Here is a 16,412-nt window from a genome sequence, read left to right as displayed (position 1 = left end):
TGTTTCGTCTACTATTTAGTTTTCAAAGACCAAGCCGCCGTTTGCGACAGACTCAGCACCCTACCTGAACCGGATCAACCTGTCAAGATTTTCTTTCAAAAAACTTTCAAGGCATTTTGCAGTGGCTTGATCCGAGGATCGTACCCGAAAGGCTGTCAGAACACCGCTAGGTGCTACTGTGGCCCTCCTTCCTGCCGGCTCTATTTGGTTGCAAAGAACGCCGCGTCTTGCTGCGGAGTCGACGTTTATAACAAAGCTCATCCCCATCGTCAACGATTTAATGAGTAAAATTCTTTAACCTTGAAAGGGCGCCGAAAAGATTCACTTTATCAGCCGACCTCAGTTATACTCCGGCCATGTCAAACCTCGCCTTCGCCCTCATCATCTTTTCCGCCGTGATGCACGCCGCCTGGAATACCCTGGTAAAACAGAGCCGGCACAAGACGGTCTTCATCTGGTGGATGTTCATCGCCTCGATGTTTCCCTTCACCGCCATCATTACAGTAGTGAACGAACCGTTCCACTGGCCCGGCCCGCATACCCTGGCCATGATCTCCATAGGCTCGGTCAGTTTCGTCCTGTATCACCTGCTGAACGGCCGCGCCTATCGCGACGGCGACCTCTCCATTATCTATCCGCTCTCCCAGACCTCGATGGTATATGTCCCTATCTGGGGCGTACTGCTACTCAAGGAGCGCCTCTCCCCGGTCGGGATCTGCGGCATCCTCCTGGTCATCTTCGGCACATTCTGCGTCCAGATGCAGAGGCTGTCGCTGGCCGAGGTGGCTCGCCCCTTCCGCGATCTCAAGAGCAGTGCCGTTCGTGCCGCCCTGCTGGCCGGCTTCATCTATTCGATCGGCTCCATTGCCGAGAAGACCGGTGTCAGGGACTACCCGCCCGTCTTCTTCACCTATTTCCTGGTCATCGCCATGTTGTCCCTGATGACGCTCAACCTGTGCCGCCCAAAGTACCGCGCGCTCATTGCCGAGGAGTGGCGCACCAACTGGCGCCTTATCCTGTGGAGCGGCCCCACGGTAATGCTCTCCTTTTTGAGCTTCCGCTATGGCCTCAACCTGGCCCGGGTCGGCTATGCGGTCCCGGTGCGCCAGGTAAGCATCATGGTCGGGGTCCTCATCGGCATCTTTTTTCTGCGGGAATCCTTCGGAAAGGTCCGCCTGATCGCGGCAGCCCTGATCGTGGCCGGTGCAGCCATGATCAAGCTTGGCTAGGACAAGCTCGGACAAAGAAAAGCCCGCGGCCATCACAGCCGCGGGCCAGAATCTTTAGTTGATCAGTAGAACGGGGACAGCCTCTCCGTTTAACGCAGGTGCATGAACTTCCCGGCCTTTCCGCTCATGCCGGACATGGTGTCCACCAGTTCGTCCATCCTGTCGCTCAGATCGCGCATCATCCGGTCGCTCCTGTTGCCGATCGACTTACCCATGCGCATCATTTTTTTGCGGCTCTTCTCTCCCGCGCACGGAGCAAAGAGAAGCCCCAGACCAGCACCGAGCATCCCGCCGCCAACCAGCATCATCAGCCCTGTCATCGGTCTCTTAATCTTTTCTGACATGATAGCGCCTCCTTTTGGACGATATCTACTGATGCCCCATTTTACCGCTCTTCAAAAAAGGAAGTCCACAGGGAAATGACGGTTTTCTGAAGAAGTTCATGGCTTCGAATGTTTGTGCAGCTGGTTATGTATTCAAGATGGACAGTGAATCACCTTTGGTGTTAGAAAAAATCACAGTTGATATTGTATTTTTTGGTTGTATGTTTACGTCATCATTCTTCAAGGAGCGCCAGCCATGCTACTGGAACGACTGATTGAAAAGGCAAACCAGAAGTCCGAATACGATTGGGATGCATATTACCACTGGTTTTTCACCGAACAGGCCGGGCACGAGGCGAGTGGCTATACCTTCTGGGAATGCAAAAAATGCCTCACCGTCAACATCCTTTATCTTCCTGCACGCTATGGTAAGTGCCGTTGCTGCTCCCTCATCTACTTGGCATCCTCGTAGCGCTCATCCAGTCACTTCCGGCTTCTCTAACACGCTTACCCTTTTCAAATACCTGAGCGGCACTGTCACGTTCGAAGATCAACGATCTACAGCATCTCCTTAACCAGCCCTCCCAGTATTTCAAGACCCCGTTCGGCCTTGTCATCCCAGAACGCAGTCGACAGCCTGATGAAATTCCGGTACTTCCCGGACAGTGAGAAGATCGTCCCGGGCGTGATGCTGATTCCCCGTTCCAGGGCCCGGTGGAACAGTTGCACCGAGTCCACCTGCTCAGGCATTTCCACCCAAATCATGAAGCCCCCGCCGGGACGGGTCATCCGTGTACCATCGGGGAAATGGCGCACCACCGCATCGGTCATCTGCGACGCGTTCTTGGCGTACAGCCTCCGGATGGCGCGCAAGTGGTGGTCGTAGCCGCCGGTGGCGAGGAACTCGGCGATGCCGAGCTGCGTCGGCGAGGCGGTGGCCAGGTTATTCATCATCTTGAGCCGCTCCATTTCCGCCTGGAACTTGCCGCCGATGGCCCAGCCCACGCGGTAACCCGGAGCGAGCGTCTTGGAAAAGGACGAACAGTAAATCACCAGGCCCTTGCGGTCGAAAGATTTGGCGGCAACGGGACGCTGCTGCGCGAAAGTTAGGTCGCCGTAAATGTCGTCTTCGATGAGTGGGATCTCGTGCTGTGCCAGGAGCTGAACCAGTTCGCGCTTGCGCTCGTCGGGCATCAAGGCGCCCAGGGGATTGCTGAAATTGGGAATCACCAGGCAGGCGCTGATCTTGTTGTTCTCGATGGCATAGCTCAGGGCCTCAATACTGATCCCCTCTTTCGGTGTCGAGGGGATTTCCAGGGCCTTCAGCCCCATCTCGGCGATCAGTTGCAGGAAGTTGAAGTAGAAAGGGGATTCGACCGCGATGGTGTCGCCGGCCTTGCAAGTGGCGCGCAGGGCGAGCTGCACCGCCTCGACGCACCCCGAGGTCACCAGGACCTGGTCCGGCCGCACGCTGACGCCGTACAAGAGGGAGCGCTTGGCAATCTGGGTGCGCAGCCGTTCGCAGCCTGGCGGCATCATGTAGGAGATGCTCTGGGCGCCGAAGCGCCTCATTTCCGCGGCGGTGATCCGGTTCAGCTTGTCCATCGGGAAGTGCTGCGGGTTGGGCACCGCGCTCGCCAGGGGGAGGAGTTCCGGCTTCATGAGGTTACGGATCACCAATTCGCAGAGGTCGCTGAAGGTCACCGCGGTTGGCTGCAGGCGCGGTTTCTTCGCCAAAGGCGGCGCCGTGATCTCGGGGACTTTGGGACAGACGTAGTAACCCGACTGCGGGCGTGCCTGGATGACACAGCGGTCTTCGAGCACCGCGTAGGCCTGCATCACGGTGTTGATGCTCACGTTGAGCTTGGAGCTCAACTGCCTGATCGACGGAAGCCGCTCCCCGACCCGAAAGGTGCCGCCGTCGATGAGCGAGACGATCTCGCTACCCACCCGCTCGTACAGCGGCCTGCAGTCTCTCGCCATTTCCAAGGCCATACCACCTCCACCCGTCCTCGCCCAAGGCACACCAATGCGCGGGCTGTCGTTGTCAGGAGCTGCCAACTCTTGAAAGTTACAGGCCAACTGTACCCCATAACCAGCGCGGGCCACAGTCACAGTTGAGTTCATTTCAAAAGGGTACAGTTATCATAAACTGCAACTGTTACCATTACAATCTACAATGACTGAAGCAGTACCGCGACCTCTAGTTATAGGACCGGCTCTGGGTCGTGCTTTTGAGAGCAGGAAGGAAAATCCCCCTGTCAAGACTGTATTAGCCCTTGAAGCGCTGCACGAGCCCCCACGTCCTCCCCTTTGCGAAGGGGAGACAGAGGGGATTTGCCTTGTATCAATGCAGGCAGTGCCTCCCAGGCGCCGAACCAGCCATTTTCCCTTTGGCAGCCGCGCCCACTGCTGGTAATGTGCCGGGGCAACGTCATAAAGGAAGGATCCGAAGCAATGACAATAGCTGCAACCATTCCGGCGGTATCGATACTGATGCCGGTGAGAAACGAAGAGAAGCATCTGCCGGCGGCTCTCGCCTCTTTACTGGCGCAGAGCTTCCGAGACTGGGAACTGGTGGCCGTGGACGACGGTTCCACCGACCGCACCGCGGACATCCTCGCGCGTGCCGCAGCGGCCGACCCGCGCATCCGGGTGCTGGCGACGGGTGGGCAAGGGTTGGTGCCTGCGCTCAATCTGGGCCTTGCGGCCTGCCGGTCGGAACTGATGGCGCGCATGGACGGCGACGACGTCTGCCACCCCGCCCGCCTGGAGGCGCAGACGCGCTACCTGGCCGCACACCCGGAGGTAGGACTCCTCGCCTGCTGCTTCCTGCACTTCCCCCTGCGCCGCATCGGCAGCGGCATGATCGGCTACCAGCAGTGGCAGAACTCGCTGCTGACCCACGAATCCATCCTCACCGACCTCTTCGTGGAATCGCCGTTCGTGCACCCGAGCGTCATGTTCAGGAAAAACGACGTGCTGCGGGTGGGAGGCTATCGCGACATGGGGTGGGCCGAAGACTATGACCTGTGGCTGCGGCTGGCGGCGGCCGGGACCCGTTTCGCCCGGCTCCCCGAGACGCTCTTCTTCTGGCGCGAGCGCCCGGAGCGGACCACCCGCACCAACCCCGCCTACGCCGCCCAGGCGATGCGGCTGTGCAAGCTGCACCACCTGCTGCAAGGCTTTCTCAAGGGGGAGCGGAGCGTGATCCTGGCGGGAGCGGGACTGGAAGGACGTGCCTGGTACCGGATACTGCACGGGGCGGGGATCGGGGTCGAGGCGTGGGTCGACGTCGACCCGAAGAAGATCGGGCGGCATTTGCACGGCGCGCCGGTGCTGGCGACAGGGGACCTGCAGAAAAGCGACACCAAGCTTTTGATGACGGTCGGGGCCCGCGGCGCGCGGGCAGTGGTACGGCAGAGCACCCGGCAGGCGGGTTTCGTTGAGGGGGACGACGCCGTCTGCGTCGCCTGAGCCTGCCGCCCCTCTATTCCCTTCTGACCGCTATGCTCAACACGGGCGAACCGGCGGCGTCATTGCCGGTCGCCACCATCATCTCCTTGCCGTAGGAAAACTGGCCGTGGAAAGCTGAGAGAGCCGCCGCAGTCAGCTTCCCCTGCTGGTCCATCGCCAGCGTGTACCCCGCCGGCAGCCCGGTTACCCCGGTGGCGTTCCTGAAGGCGGAAAACAGCGCCCCACCCGCGGCATCCACGGCCAAGTCCCCGTAACCCCATCCCGGTGCAGCACCGTACAGTTCATGAACGCCGTAGCGACCCGTCAGGTCCGACAGGAGGTAGCTGGTTGCGGTAAGCAGAACCGCGGGCGGATGCACCAACTGCATGATGCGTAACAGCGGAGCCCCATTCGCGTCGGTGGCCGTCGCCACCACGGTCATCTTGTCCGCTGACATGATCCCCTGACTGATCAGGGCCGCCGGCTGCGGCAGCACCCCGGGGTACAGGCTCTCACTCACCACGCCGTCGACGGTGATGGCGAGGCTCACGACCTTGCTGCCGCTGCCGGGGAGCGCCCGCGGCGTCGGGCCGTTCAATGAGAGATAAGTCACCCCCTGGTCCTGTCCCACCTGGCAACTCGCGTACTCCCACTCCGGTACGGTCCCCCCGCTCAACTGGTGATAGACATAGGCGAGCGGTCCCGCCACCAGCTTGCCGGTGCCCTTGATGTCGGCCGCACTGAAGGTGATACCGGGGACACTCTTCTGCAGTACGACCAGCATCCTGCCCCCTCCGGCCAGCGTCGCGGTCCCCACCATGAAATCCTTGTAGAGGCTGGCGGCCAGGGTGCCGTGAAAGCTCGCTGCTGCCCCGTCCTGGAGCACGGTGCCGTCGGGTAAGAGCGTCAGGTTAGTGAAGAGGTCCGGGGGCTGCGCGTTTGCCCCGAGACTGTCGTGGTAGGCAGTGACGCTCGCCGCGCCGCCGACCGCGATCCCCACCGAGCCCCGTACCCAGCGAGGATTGACACCGGTAACCAGCCCGTTGAAGCGCCAGCTCCCCTCCAAGTCCGCCTGGGCGAAGGGCCCCGGTGCCGCGGGGACCGCCGACACTTCCTGGGAAAGAACGCTCTCGCCCTTGGAATTGTAGGCACTCACGGAGAAGAAATAGCGGGTATCGTTTTCCAGGCCCGGTACGACCACGGTGGTGCCGGTGATTTGCGCCACCTTGGCCCCTCCCCCTGCCGCAAGCCCCGAAGCGCTGGAATAGTAGACGTTGTAGCCGGCCGCCCCCTGCGCGGGTGCCCACGAGAGCGAGACCTGCTTGTCCCCTGCCGTCGCCACCACCCCCGCCGGGGTAGATGCGTTACCGGGATCGAAACGCCATGGCGAACCGCCGCAGGCGGTCAGCGCGCCGGCGGTGATCAGTCCCGCAAGGAAAGTAATTATGTTGCGCCAGGTGCAGTGCATCCGGAAAATCCTCCTGGGCCCGATGGAGCGGGCCCGCTGTTACAGGCGGTACTCGAAGCCGCCGTAGATGTAGCGGCCCGGCTGCGGAAAGCCGTAGCTGGTCTCGTAGTTCTGGTCGAAGAGGTTGTTCGCGCCGACATACAGGGTCACCCGGTCCTGCAGCACCTTCTGGCTCAACCTCAGGTTGACCACAGTGTAGTCGTTCAGCTTCGCCTTCTGCACCACCGGGACGTTGTCCTTGGTGTAGAAGTACTGGTTGGCGACATGGTTGACGGCGAGGTAGGCGGAGCCTCCGCAGCGCGCGTCGTACCTCGCCTCCAGGGTGACCTTGTCCCGCGGGTTGTACTGCACCTCCTCCCGGCCTGGGCGGGAGCGGTCCTCCGAGTGAAGATATGTGTAGCCGGCACGCAGCAACAGGCTGGCCATGGGTCGGGCCTCGCCCTGCAATTCGGCGCCGGCGAAGCGGACCTCGGAGAGGTTCATGTTGTGGCCGGTGGTTTGATCGTTCTGGATCAGGTTCTTCGCCTCGGTGTAGAAACCGGTCAGCGCCACCCGGGCCTCGCGCGGCAGCTTCTGCTCGATGCCCGCCTCCACACTCCTGGAAGTCTCAGTGGCAAGGAGTTCGTTCCCCTTTGAAATATCGTAGAGATCGCCCAGCGACGGGAAGCGGACGTTGCGCTTGAAGGAGGCCTTCAGGCGGGTATCGGTTGCGAAGTCGTAGTTGGCACCGAGGAGGAAGCTGTAGTCGTCCTGGGCCAGCTCACTTCTGTGCTGCCAGTACCAGCCGTACCCCGCCACGAGGCCAAGCCCCGGCACCGGCGATAGTTCGTACTCAACTCCTGCGGAATAAAGCGAAAGGGACCGATCCTTGGCAAGATCGCTATAGCTCGGGGTTCCGCCGGAGACAAGGTTCACGGCTTGAACGCCTGCATTCTCCCATCCGTCCCGCTCGGCTCCAAACGAGAAGGTGAGCGTGCCCCCCTTGCCGAAGTCGTACCTGGGCTGCAGAGTGGCGCCGTAGATGGAGGTGTGCACCCGCTCGCGGAAGGAGCCGTCGGCCTGGAACGAGTCGAGCCGGGCATCGTCGTACTGGTTCAGATCCTGGTCGGAACGGTTCAGATAGCCCCAGCCGCGCAGGGTGAAGTGCTCGCTGAGCGCGCACTCGCCGGCCAACTGCAGGTAAAGGCCGGAGAAGCCGTCCACCCTGGCGTACTTGGGAGGCGAGGCGAAGGTGTCGATCGGGTTGACGATGGTGCCGGCCGGTTTGCCGTAGCTCCCCTCGCTGTAGCTCATGGTGAGGCCGAGCGCGACGTCGGCGGTCGGGGTGAAGCCGATGGTACCCAGGAAGTTGCGCCGCTCGCGGTCGCTGTTGGCGCGGTAGCCGCTCCCTTGGTTCGCGGTCGCGGCAAAATCCCCAGCGAGGGGAAAGGCGTCGACCTTGGTGCCGCTGCCGCTCAGAAAGTAGCTGAAACGGTCGGTGGCGGCGGACAAGGTCCCCTTGGCGAGGTAGGGGGCATGATCGCCGAACTCGCCGGAGATGGTACCGTGCACGCCGGGGGTCCCCTTGCGGGTGATGATGTTGATCACCCCGCCCAAGCCCCCCTGCCCGTACAGGACGGAGCTGGCGCCGGAGGTTAACTTGATCTCAGCGATATTCTCGGTCGGTATGGTGGTCGGGTCGAACTGCATGTCCAGGGCGGAGTTCATGGGGACCCCGTCCAGGAGCAGCAGCACGTGGCGGGTCCTGAAGCCGCGGATGTCGATGCGCGGCACCCCCTCGGCGCCGGTCCTCACGTTGACGCCGGGCAAAAGCCGCAGCGCCTGGTCCAGGGTCCTCGCCCCGCTCGCCTTGATCTGGTCGGCATCGACGGTGTAAAGTGTCTGACTCGCCTCCGCTCCCGGCCCACCGTCGGTGCAGTTGCCGGAGACCACCACCTCACCCAGGGCATAGCTGTCCGACGCCTGCCCCGCCTCACCGCCCCGGGCCTCCGGCGCCAGGGTGCAGCACAGCGCCAGCGCCCATAATCCTGCTTTCATATTCATAAATACACTTCCGCAACTGTGACGTTATTGGTATGCCCCCTCCCGACCTCCACCATACTGGGGGAGGAGGCTGGCCGTCCACGTTCCCTCCCCCGGAGGGGGAGGGTCAGGGAGGGGGAAAGGGGGCTCGCCGCCCTACTGAGGAATGACCTGTTTCGGTGAGGTCTGTCCGCCGCTTTCCAGCCCGGTGCTACCAACCGCGGTTACGGAGATCCAGTAGCTCGCGCCGGGGGTAAGGCCGGTGATAGTGAGCGGGGAGCCGGCAGAGGGGTTCGGGGATGTCGAGATCACCGTCGCGGTGGTCGGGGTGCCGGAGTTCTGCAGAAGGCAGTAGACGTTGTAGGAGGTGGCGAGCGGCACCCAATCCCACGATACGGCGGCCGATCCGGCGCCGGGAGCGACGGTCACGCCGGTCGGCTTGGCCGGGGCCTGCGCGGTGGCGGACGGTTTCGCCGATGACTGGCTGGACGGCGTCACGCTCTCGCCGGCGATGTTGGCGGCGGTCACCAGGAAATAGTAGGTGGTGTTGTTGGTGAGCCCGGTGACCGTCAGCCCCGGCTGGGTAAGGCCGGCAAGCGACTGCGCCGCAGTGAGGCTGCCCTTGGTGCCGCTCGTGGTCGCGAAGCCCGAGGTGGTGGAGTAGTAGACGTTGTACGAGGTAGCACCCGCGACTGCGCTCCAAGCCATGACTACCTGCCCGTTATCGCCGGAAACCCTGAGCCCCTGCACCTTGCCCGGCAGGGCGGGAAGCGGTGTGACGGATACTTCGTCCGAAGGCGCACCTTCGCCGGCGAGGTTGGCCGCTGCCACCACGAAGTAGTAGGTGGTGCCGTTGACGAGGCCGGTGACAGCCTGGCCGCTGGTGGCCCCGGCGATCCTGGTGCCGTTGCTCGGGGTCACGCCGGGAGCGGTGCCGTAGTAGACGTTGTAGGAAGCGGCGTTCGGCGCCGCATTCCAGGAAATGGTGGCCTGGACGTCGCCGCCGGCCGTCACCGCGCCGGTCACCTTGGCCGGCAAGGGGGGCAAGGGAAGCGCGGAAACCTCGTCCGACACGACGCTTTCGCCGTGGGCGCCGACGGCGGTGACCACGAAATAGTAGGTAGTGCCGTTGGCAAGCCCGGTGATGGCCTGGCCGCTCATGGCGCCGGCCACCTTGGTGCCGTTGGCGCTGGTAACGCCGGAGGTGGTAGCGTAGTAGACGTTGTACGAGGTGGCGTCGCCGGCGGCGCTCCAGGTAAGGCTCGCCTGGGTATCGCCGGCGCTCGCCGCGACTCCCGCGGGTTTGGCCGGGGCCTTGGTGGCGGGGTCACTGGAACCGCACCCCCAAAAGACCAGCATCAGGACCGACAAGGTGATGGCGGCAAGCCACCGTAACAATTGATTTTGCTGCTTCATGCGTTCTGCTCTCCTTTGACAATTCATTATCAAAACGGGTTTTCCCATTACTCCCATTACTCCCATTACTCCCATTCCCAAACCGCCCAAAATTCCGAAAGCCGCCCCTATCTCAGTGCAAAAGTGATAGTCACCTCGAACGGCTCCTCCAGCGGCAGCTCCGCCGGAGGCGGTGGAAAGCTCCCGACCGAACTGACGGCGCGGCTGGCCGCCGCGTCGAGGAAGGGGTGGCCGCAGGAACTTGCCACCTCCACCTGCTGCAACGATCCGTCCCGGCGCAGCACGAAGCGGCGCCGGCAGCTCCCCTCCCGCCCCGACTTGCGTGCGGCGAGAGGATATTCCTTGTGTGCCTCGATGAGCCGTTTCAATAGCGCCTGGTAGCGGCCGCGCACCTCCAGCGCGCCGCCGCTGGTCCCCGCTTTGGCCCGTGGCGCTGCAACGGCAGAAGCAGCACCGGGCAGGGCTCCCTGTGACGGTGCCGCGGCGCGTGGACCTGCAGTTTCACGCCCCAGCGCTTCCGCCCCCCCTCCGGCAAGGTGCCCGGCCGGCTGGCGGTTGCCCGGGTCGTGGCGGTCGGCATCTCGAGACGATGCGCCTGTGCCAGGGGGGACGACCGCCGCGGGCGGCACTGCGGACGATGCCGCCTTCGGCGCCCCGGCAAAGGGGGCAGCCGATGCTGGGGGCGCCGCTACGGCGGCCAGGGGCACCTGCCGGGGAATCACGGCAACCGGGGCGACCGCTCCCCGCGCCGTAGAAGCAGGTTCGCTGCTCCGCATCGCCGCGCCTAAGTCCAGGTAGGCGACCACGGACTCGGCCGCCCGTTCCGCCCGCACGTGGCATAGCGTGAACCGGCGGGCCCCGTATAGGAGCGCCATGTGCAACAGCAGGGACAGCAGCAGCACCGGTCCCAGCCGCGACATCCGGGGCAGCGGCAGCCCCACTAGGCGGAGGCTCCCTGGTCGATCAGCCCGTTCTTGCGCAACCTGCGGATGATGGCGGGAACCGCGAGCGCTCCCAGCCCTCCCCAAAGGCCGTTCAACCCTGCGGAGATGACCGCCTTATTCAGCATGATCTCCTCGTCGATGCCGAGCAGCCACTCCACCCCGGTGTTGGTCCCGGCGCGCAGCAGCGAGGCCAGTACGCCGACCGTGGCGCAGGCAATGAGGCTCGTGACAAAGGACGGGGCGATCAACCCGGCCAAATCGACCACTAGGGCGGGGAGCAGGAACTTTACCAACGTGATCACGCCGCCGCTCCCCATGCCGAGCAGGATGCTGGCCAGGCTGGTGATCAGCCCCACCAGCGTCGCGGCCCCCAGCCTAGGCACGCAGCCCCGGGCCAGGAGAAAAAAGAACATGGTGAAGAACATGACGTGCCCGGGCATGTGCAGATGCAGCCGCAAACCGGCGCGGGTCAAAATGATCAGGGTGGCGCAAAAGCAGAGCAGCACCGCCTCGCGCAGGGTGAAACGACGCCAGAGAAAGACCTTTTCCTGTTCCATGTATGGTGACTCCTTCAAAAGTTTCCTGCAGATAGCGGCCGTTGCTGCCCCTCGGTCTCCCGCGCTCCCCCCTCGGGGGCGCCAGGGGCGAGCCGTGAGGTATCGAGGTAGGTCCGCTGCGGGTAAAGGCCGAAACCGCGCGCCTCCGCGGAACGGGAAACCTCGTCGGCCGTTTTCAGCGCGCGCACCATGAGCGGCAGCACCAGGCAGTTGAAGAGATCCGGCCAGTTACGCGGATCGAGTTGCTCACGCGGGGAAAGGCGCGCGCCCCGCATGCGCTGAAGCGCCACGATGTCCTCCAACTCGCTGAAAAATACCGGGACGAACCTGACGCTCACGAACACCAGGAAAGAAAGCCGGTAGGGAATGATCCGGCGCAAACCAGCCATCGCCTCCGAGGTCCGCGTGGTGCGCAGGAAGACGGCACCGGGGAGATAGAAAAGAACGATCTGCGTCGAGATGCGCACCCCCGGCCAGAGCCCTTTTTCCACGCCGTCGATCAGGCAGTAGAGCGGAATGACCAGCGCCGCCTGGTAGGCGAACAGGCGGACGTCGCGCCACAGGTCGGCCAGGGTGAGCCGGGCCGCCAGGTAGTAGGCCAGTGCCGCAGCGACCAGCACCGAAAGGGTGACGGGATTGCGACCGCCTGCGGCAAGGGCGCTTAGCACCATGCCGAAGAGGAGCTTCCACCCCGCCCCCAGGCGGTGCACCGGGGAGTCGTTGGTGGCGAACTGGCAGGCGTAATCGCAGCTTCTCAGCGAGGAGCGGAACTTAGGGAGCCGTTTCTGCAATCTCCCCTCCCTGCAGCCGAAGACTACGGTCGGCCCAGCGCCGGTCGGGCAGCTCGTCGTGCGAGACAATCAACACCGTGGTGCCATAGCGGATCGGCATGCGGGCCAGCAGGGCCAAAAGGCTCAGCCGCTGCGGGAAATCGAGCCCTGCGAACGGCTCGTCCAGGAGCAACAGGGTCGGTCGCGGCGCCACCACCGCCGCCAACGCCACGCGGTGCTGCTCCCCAAACGAGAGGGTGAGCGGCGCGCGGTCGGCCAAGTGGGCGATACCGCAGAAGGAAAGCGCCTCGGCGACCACGCGGTCGACCTCTTCCACCGGATAGGCCAGGCGCTGCAGCGCGAAGGCAACCTCCTCGCGCACCGTCTCAGCGAAAAGCTGGCGCGCCGGGTTCTGGAACAGCACCCCCACCTGCCCGCGCAGGTCGCCCGGTCCGGGGCTCTCCTTGCCCGCCACCCAGATCCTACCGGCATCGGGGCGAATCAGCCCGGCCAGGCAGCGCAGCAGGCTCGACTTGCCGGCCCCGTTGCAGCCGAACAGGTGCACCCGCTCGCCGCGACTTACCCGCAGCTGCGCCTTTTTCAGCACCTCCCCCGTTTCCGGGTAGGAAAGGTCCAGCCCCTGCACGTCAAGCACCGGCCGGGTGCCGTAGAGCGTGGACGAATAGGGGAGCAGGAACGCCTTGGGGCGATAGCGCACCGGGTCAGGGGGGACCCGGTCGCTGCCCACCAGCCGTCCCCGCTCCAGCTTCAGGTAGCGGTCCACCAGCGCCTCGAAGGGGCGTGGATCGTGTTCAGCCATCACGATGGTGTGCCCCCTGCGCTTGAGTTCGGTGAAGACCGCCACCAGTTCCTCTTTTCCCTGGACATCGAGCTGGGAAGTCGGTTCATCGAGCAGCAGGAGCCCCGGCCGCATGGCGAGCACCGACGCCACTGCCAGCCGTTGTTTCTGCCCCGCCGAAAAGCGCTCCACGCTGCGCCGCTCCTCCCCGGTCAGCCCTACCGAGGCGAGTCCCTCGCGCACCCGAAGCGCGATTTCGTCCGCCGGCACGCAGAGATTCTCGGGACCAAAGGCGACCTCTTCGGCGACGGTGCTGCACAGGATCTGCGACTCTGCGGTCTGAAACACGATCCCCGCTGCCGGCGCGCGGTCATCTACGTCGGATGGAGTCACCCGGATGGTGCCCACTCCCCTACCGCCACGCAGCAGCCCCATGATGCCAAGGAGCAGCGTGCTCTTGCCGCAGCCGGAATCGCCGGTCAGGCAGACGAATTCGCCGCACCTGACCTGCGCGCTGATCCCCGTGAGGCTGGACTCCGCGGCGCCGTGATAGGTGAAGCCGAAATCTTCTATGTCGAGAATGGTGTCATGCAAAAAAACGATCCCCTAAGCCGCCACGTGCAGCGGCGGCAGGCGCAGGCAGGTGAAGGACTCGACGCTCCAGCGCCGATAGCGGCAGTTATAGCAGGAGAGTTCCTCCTCGACGACCTGCTCCTCTTCGACGTCCGCCACGAAGCACCCGCAGCCACCGGCCACTTCAGCCGCCAGCCCCCAGGCCTCCTTGCCGTGGGCGAATTCCCGGTTCCCCCTCTGATCGCGGTGCCACATGCTAGTACGCCTTCAGCTGCTTGCGATGCAGCGTCTGCCAGCGTGCCTCGCAGTTCCCCGATTGGGAAGCGGCGACCAGCAGCACCGATTCCCCCTCCAGGAGCACCGTTTTCGGCTTTTCACCCAGCACCACCAGGTCCTCGTCTTTGAGCGCCTCACCCGTCACGCTCTTCACCACGTCCACCACGGGGTGCTGCAGCAGCTCGTCCACACGCAGCATGCGGTAGGGCTGGCCGAACTCCAGGAAACCCTTGAGGCGCCCGTCGTTGCCCGACATCCTGAGCCCAGCACCAGCCAGGGCGCCGATCACCCCCTGCCCCGTGCCGCCGTGCTGGGAGAGGTGCACACCAAGCCGCCGGGCGAGGTCGTAGGCCTCGTCCATACCGATCACCTCGCCCTTGGCGCGGCGGCCGAAAGCGATCAGCTCGTTGCGTGCCGCCATCTTGGCCGGCACCGCAACGCACAGCCCCGGATCGGAACCCGGCGCGCTCTCCTTTTCCAGGAACCCCGAGACATACTCGATCACCGGTTCCAGCCACCCCTCGCCGACCTCGGCATAAAAGCACATGGCGCTGTTGTGGGACGTGTAGGGAATGTCCGGGTGCACGTAAAGCTGGTGCCGGGTGATGTAGCTGCAGCTGCCCCACCCCCGCTGCTGCAGCTCCTCGGCGATCAGGGAAGCGATCTCCCCAGTCCCCCTGCTCTCGAGGTTGTCGGTGTCGTCGATTGAAATTGCTATCCGCATCTGGTCCTCACTCCTGGTCGTTGTATTACAAACTACATAACGGTGGACAAAAAAAAGCCCCGATCCTGGATGGAAAGGGGGCCTTTGACAGTACGGAGTCTCCGCTCTGCCACAAGGCTCTCCTTTCCAAAAGGGAGGCACCGCCGTTTCCGGCAGCACCCGTTGGCCCGCAGCCATGAGGAGGTCCTTTTAGGCTGCGTAGCTCGGAGAGGCTCAGATTGATTTGGGCAGAAGCTTTAACACAGGTAAAACGTATACTCCAGAAAAATATGACACGAAGCGGCGAACAACCGCCAGGTTACTCGTCCTTGTTCCCCTGCTCGACCTGGTCCATGGTGTCCAGCACCTTCTCGGGCTGCACATCCTTGGTCAGTTCTTCGAGCTCCGGGTTCTTCGATTCCTCGACACCCAGTTTTGCACCGATGGCGGTCAAAAGGGTAATCATCCTGGTTACCTCGTGCTCCGCCAGCAGATCGATGTGCAGGTTCAATTCGGCGCGCCGGTCGGCCGAGGCCTGCATCCGGTTCTGGCTGATGAGTACGAAGGTGGAAAGGAAGATCGCCTCGACCGAGGCGACCATGGCAAGAATCACCAGGGTGGGGTCGAAACGGGGCAGGAGATCGAGCCAGCCGACGTTGACCAGGATCCAGCCGCCGAACAGGATCAGGTGGATGTAGACGAAGGTCATGCTCCCGGTGAAGGCGGTGATGGCGTCCGCCATCCGTTCCTGCGCCCCTTTGCTGCGCTCCTCGACTTGGCGCCGCTCCAGGAGTGCCGCGATGTTGCGGCTCACCACAGAAGCCATGGTCTGGTCGGATTCGGGCTGCCGCATCGCTCCCTCCGCAGTGCCGGAGCCCGGCGGGGCTGGGCTCAACCCCGCAACAGTACCAGTACATCATGGCAAGTCAACGCTGCGCCGCGGGCTTCGGTCCCGCGGCGCAAACCATCACCTCCCCTAGTTCAGCGTCACGATGCAGGGCGCCGCAGCCAGGGTGTAGCCACTCTCGGCATAGCCGCTCTTCACCGCCTTGACCCTGAAGCTGTAACTGCCGCTGGTGGCGGTGCTGAAGTAGGTATAGTTGCCGGTGCCGCTGTACAGCTGCGTCCACGCACCGCCATCGCGGCTGTAATCCACAACGTAGGTTGCGCCGGTTATGTTGCTCCCCCCCCAGCTCACCTGGAACTTCCCGCTACTGCTGGAAGCCGGCACGGTCATCGAAGCAGGAGCTCCACAGATCAAGTTGACCACGCACAGGTTGGCGGCAGTCGCGTACGGGCTGTCGTCATAGCCGGTCTTCACCGCCTTGACCCGGAAGCCGTAGCTGCCGTTTTGGGTCACCTTCGGATAAACGTAGGTGCCCGTGCCTCGACTCACCTCGCTCCACGGGGCATCCCCCAGGCGGGACTCCAGCACGTAGGTCACACCGGAGATGTTGCTGCCCTGCCAGTAGACCTGCAACTGTCCCGTGCTGTTGCTGGTTGGCACCATGATGCCCCCGGGGGCCCCACACACCAGGTGAACCGCACAGACGGTAGCAGAGACGGTGTACGGGCTGTCGTCGTAGCCGCTTTTCACCACCTTGACCCGAAAGCCGTAACTGCCGTTTTGAGTCACCTTCGGGTAGAAGTAGGTGCCCGTGCCGCGACTCACCTCGATCCAGGGGGCATCCCCCAGACGGGACTCCAGCACGTAGGTTACGCCGGAGATGTTGCTGCTCTGCCAGTAAACCTGCAACTGTCCCGTGCTGTTGCTGGTTGGCACCGAGACGCCACCGGGGGCCCCACACACCAGGTGGACCGCACAGACGGTAGCGGAGACGGTGTACGGGCTGTCGTCATAGCCGGTCTTCACCGC

The 16,412-nt window shown here is 63.6% G+C and carries 16 protein-coding genes and 1 riboswitch; of the genes, 3 read left to right on the top strand and 13 right to left on the bottom strand.

Features of this window, described 5'->3' with window-relative positions; genetic code table 11:
* Window positions 1-356 precede the first annotated feature (356 nt).
* Window positions 357-1,229, top strand: coding sequence for an EamA family transporter (locus JFN90_RS21895; protein WP_199397262.1), 873 nt, complete (start codon window positions 357-359; stop codon window positions 1,227-1,229).
* An 89-nt stretch (window positions 1,230-1,318) separates the two neighbouring features.
* On the opposite strand, the gene JFN90_RS21890 is transcribed toward JFN90_RS21895, so the two are convergent.
* Entirely contained in the window at window positions 1,319-1,573 is a 255-nt protein-coding gene (locus tag JFN90_RS21890) for a YtxH domain-containing protein (RefSeq protein ID WP_199397261.1), read from the bottom strand.
* A gap of 235 nt (window positions 1,574-1,808) precedes the next feature.
* Here JFN90_RS21890 and JFN90_RS21885 point away from each other — a divergent pair, with 235 nt between their 5' ends.
* Window positions 1,809-2,024 carry a hypothetical protein gene (locus JFN90_RS21885; protein WP_199397260.1) on the top strand — a complete coding sequence of 72 codons (216 nt, stop codon included), beginning with the start codon at window positions 1,809-1,811 and terminating at the stop codon, window positions 2,022-2,024.
* 86 nt (window positions 2,025-2,110) lie between these two features.
* On the opposite strand, the gene JFN90_RS21880 is transcribed toward JFN90_RS21885, so the two are convergent.
* Complete coding sequence (locus JFN90_RS21880) at window positions 2,111-3,547, bottom strand: aminotransferase-like domain-containing protein (protein WP_199397259.1); 1,437 nt, start codon at window positions 3,545-3,547, stop codon at window positions 2,111-2,113.
* 462 nt (window positions 3,548-4,009) lie between these two features.
* Here JFN90_RS21880 and JFN90_RS21875 point away from each other — a divergent pair, with 462 nt between their 5' ends.
* A complete protein-coding gene (locus tag JFN90_RS21875) occupies window positions 4,010-5,029 on the top strand; it encodes a glycosyltransferase (protein WP_199397258.1) in 1,020 nt (339 codons plus the stop codon).
* Window positions 5,030-5,042: 13 nt separating this feature from the next.
* Here the strand turns inward: JFN90_RS21875 and JFN90_RS21870 are convergent, their stop codons facing one another.
* From JFN90_RS21870 to JFN90_RS21820, 11 genes are all read right to left on the bottom strand, one after another.
* Window positions 5,043-6,476 (bottom strand): fibronectin type III domain-containing protein, encoded by a 1,434-nt coding sequence (locus JFN90_RS21870; RefSeq protein ID WP_199397257.1) that lies wholly within the window; start codon window positions 6,474-6,476, stop codon window positions 5,043-5,045.
* 39 nt (window positions 6,477-6,515) lie between these two features.
* On the bottom strand, window positions 6,516-8,519 hold the full coding sequence (locus JFN90_RS21865) for a TonB-dependent receptor (protein ID WP_199397256.1): 2,004 nt from the start codon (window positions 8,517-8,519) through the stop codon (window positions 6,516-6,518).
* A gap of 135 nt (window positions 8,520-8,654) precedes the next feature.
* Entirely contained in the window at window positions 8,655-9,914 is a 1,260-nt protein-coding gene (locus JFN90_RS21860; RefSeq protein WP_199397255.1) for a fibronectin type III domain-containing protein, read from the bottom strand.
* Between the two features lie 107 nt (window positions 9,915-10,021).
* On the bottom strand, window positions 10,022-10,855 hold the full coding sequence (locus JFN90_RS21855; RefSeq protein ID WP_199397254.1) for an energy transducer TonB: 834 nt from the start codon (window positions 10,853-10,855) through the stop codon (window positions 10,022-10,024).
* Window positions 10,855-11,415, bottom strand: coding sequence for a hypothetical protein (locus JFN90_RS21850; RefSeq protein WP_199397253.1), 561 nt, complete (start codon window positions 11,413-11,415; stop codon window positions 10,855-10,857). The genes JFN90_RS21855 and JFN90_RS21850 overlap by 1 nt, the downstream gene beginning before the upstream one ends.
* A gap of 14 nt (window positions 11,416-11,429) precedes the next feature.
* Window positions 11,430-12,206, bottom strand: coding sequence for an energy-coupling factor transporter transmembrane component T family protein (locus JFN90_RS21845; RefSeq protein WP_236019120.1), 777 nt, complete (start codon window positions 12,204-12,206; stop codon window positions 11,430-11,432).
* On the bottom strand, window positions 12,187-13,578 hold the full coding sequence (locus JFN90_RS21840; RefSeq protein ID WP_199397252.1) for an ABC transporter ATP-binding protein: 1,392 nt from the start codon (window positions 13,576-13,578) through the stop codon (window positions 12,187-12,189). The genes JFN90_RS21845 and JFN90_RS21840 overlap by 20 nt, the downstream gene beginning before the upstream one ends.
* A 12-nt stretch (window positions 13,579-13,590) precedes the next feature.
* The gene (locus tag JFN90_RS21835) at window positions 13,591-13,812 is read right to left on the bottom strand and encodes a hypothetical protein (protein WP_199397251.1); all 222 of its coding nucleotides are present in this window, start codon (window positions 13,810-13,812) and stop codon (window positions 13,591-13,593) included.
* Between the two features lies 1 nt (window position 13,813).
* Entirely contained in the window at window positions 13,814-14,557 is a 744-nt protein-coding gene (locus JFN90_RS21830; protein WP_199397250.1) for a hypothetical protein, read from the bottom strand.
* Between the two features lie 103 nt (window positions 14,558-14,660).
* Window positions 14,661-14,778, bottom strand: a riboswitch (molybdenum cofactor riboswitch).
* Window positions 14,779-14,855: 77 nt separating this feature from the next.
* Window positions 14,856-15,389 (bottom strand): DUF1003 domain-containing protein, encoded by a 534-nt coding sequence (locus tag JFN90_RS21825; RefSeq protein WP_199397249.1) that lies wholly within the window; start codon window positions 15,387-15,389, stop codon window positions 14,856-14,858.
* A gap of 123 nt (window positions 15,390-15,512) precedes the next feature.
* Window positions 15,513-16,412 (bottom strand): fibronectin type III domain-containing protein (locus JFN90_RS21820; protein ID WP_199397248.1); only part of this gene is annotated, 900 nt, incomplete at its 5' end.

Source organism: Geomonas propionica (assembly GCF_016458235.1).
Classification (GTDB): Bacteria; Desulfobacterota; Desulfuromonadia; order Geobacterales; family Geobacteraceae; genus Geomonas; species Geomonas propionica.
The sequence above is the reverse complement of the archived record's forward strand: the minus strand, read 5'-3'. Positions and strand labels throughout refer to the sequence as shown.

What these genes read in the sequence shown, in the direction of transcription:
- JFN90_RS21895 (WP_199397262.1), top strand. Translation starts at nt 357, where the DNA reads ATGTCAAACCTCGCCTTCGCCCTCATCATCTTTTCCGCCGTGATGCAC.
- JFN90_RS21890 (WP_199397261.1), bottom strand. Translation starts at nt 1,573, where the DNA reads ATGTCAGAAAAGATTAAGAGACCGATGACAGGGCTGATGATGCTGGTT.
- JFN90_RS21885 (WP_199397260.1), top strand. Translation starts at nt 1,809, where the DNA reads ATGCTACTGGAACGACTGATTGAAAAGGCAAACCAGAAGTCCGAATAC.
- JFN90_RS21880 (WP_199397259.1), bottom strand. Translation starts at nt 3,547, where the DNA reads ATGGCCTTGGAAATGGCGAGAGACTGCAGGCCGCTGTACGAGCGGGTG.
- JFN90_RS21875 (WP_199397258.1), top strand. Translation starts at nt 4,010, where the DNA reads ATGACAATAGCTGCAACCATTCCGGCGGTATCGATACTGATGCCGGTG.
- JFN90_RS21870 (WP_199397257.1), bottom strand. Translation starts at nt 6,476, where the DNA reads ATGCACTGCACCTGGCGCAACATAATTACTTTCCTTGCGGGACTGATC.
- JFN90_RS21865 (WP_199397256.1), bottom strand. Translation starts at nt 8,519, where the DNA reads ATGAATATGAAAGCAGGATTATGGGCGCTGGCGCTGTGCTGCACCCTG.
- JFN90_RS21860 (WP_199397255.1), bottom strand. Translation starts at nt 9,914, where the DNA reads ATGAAGCAGCAAAATCAATTGTTACGGTGGCTTGCCGCCATCACCTTG.
- JFN90_RS21850 (WP_199397253.1), bottom strand. Translation starts at nt 11,415, where the DNA reads ATGGAACAGGAAAAGGTCTTTCTCTGGCGTCGTTTCACCCTGCGCGAG.
- JFN90_RS21835 (WP_199397251.1), bottom strand. Translation starts at nt 13,812, where the DNA reads ATGTGGCACCGCGATCAGAGGGGGAACCGGGAATTCGCCCACGGCAAG.
- JFN90_RS21830 (WP_199397250.1), bottom strand. Translation starts at nt 14,557, where the DNA reads ATGCGGATAGCAATTTCAATCGACGACACCGACAACCTCGAGAGCAGG.
- JFN90_RS21825 (WP_199397249.1), bottom strand. Translation starts at nt 15,389, where the DNA reads ATGCGGCAGCCCGAATCCGACCAGACCATGGCTTCTGTGGTGAGCCGC.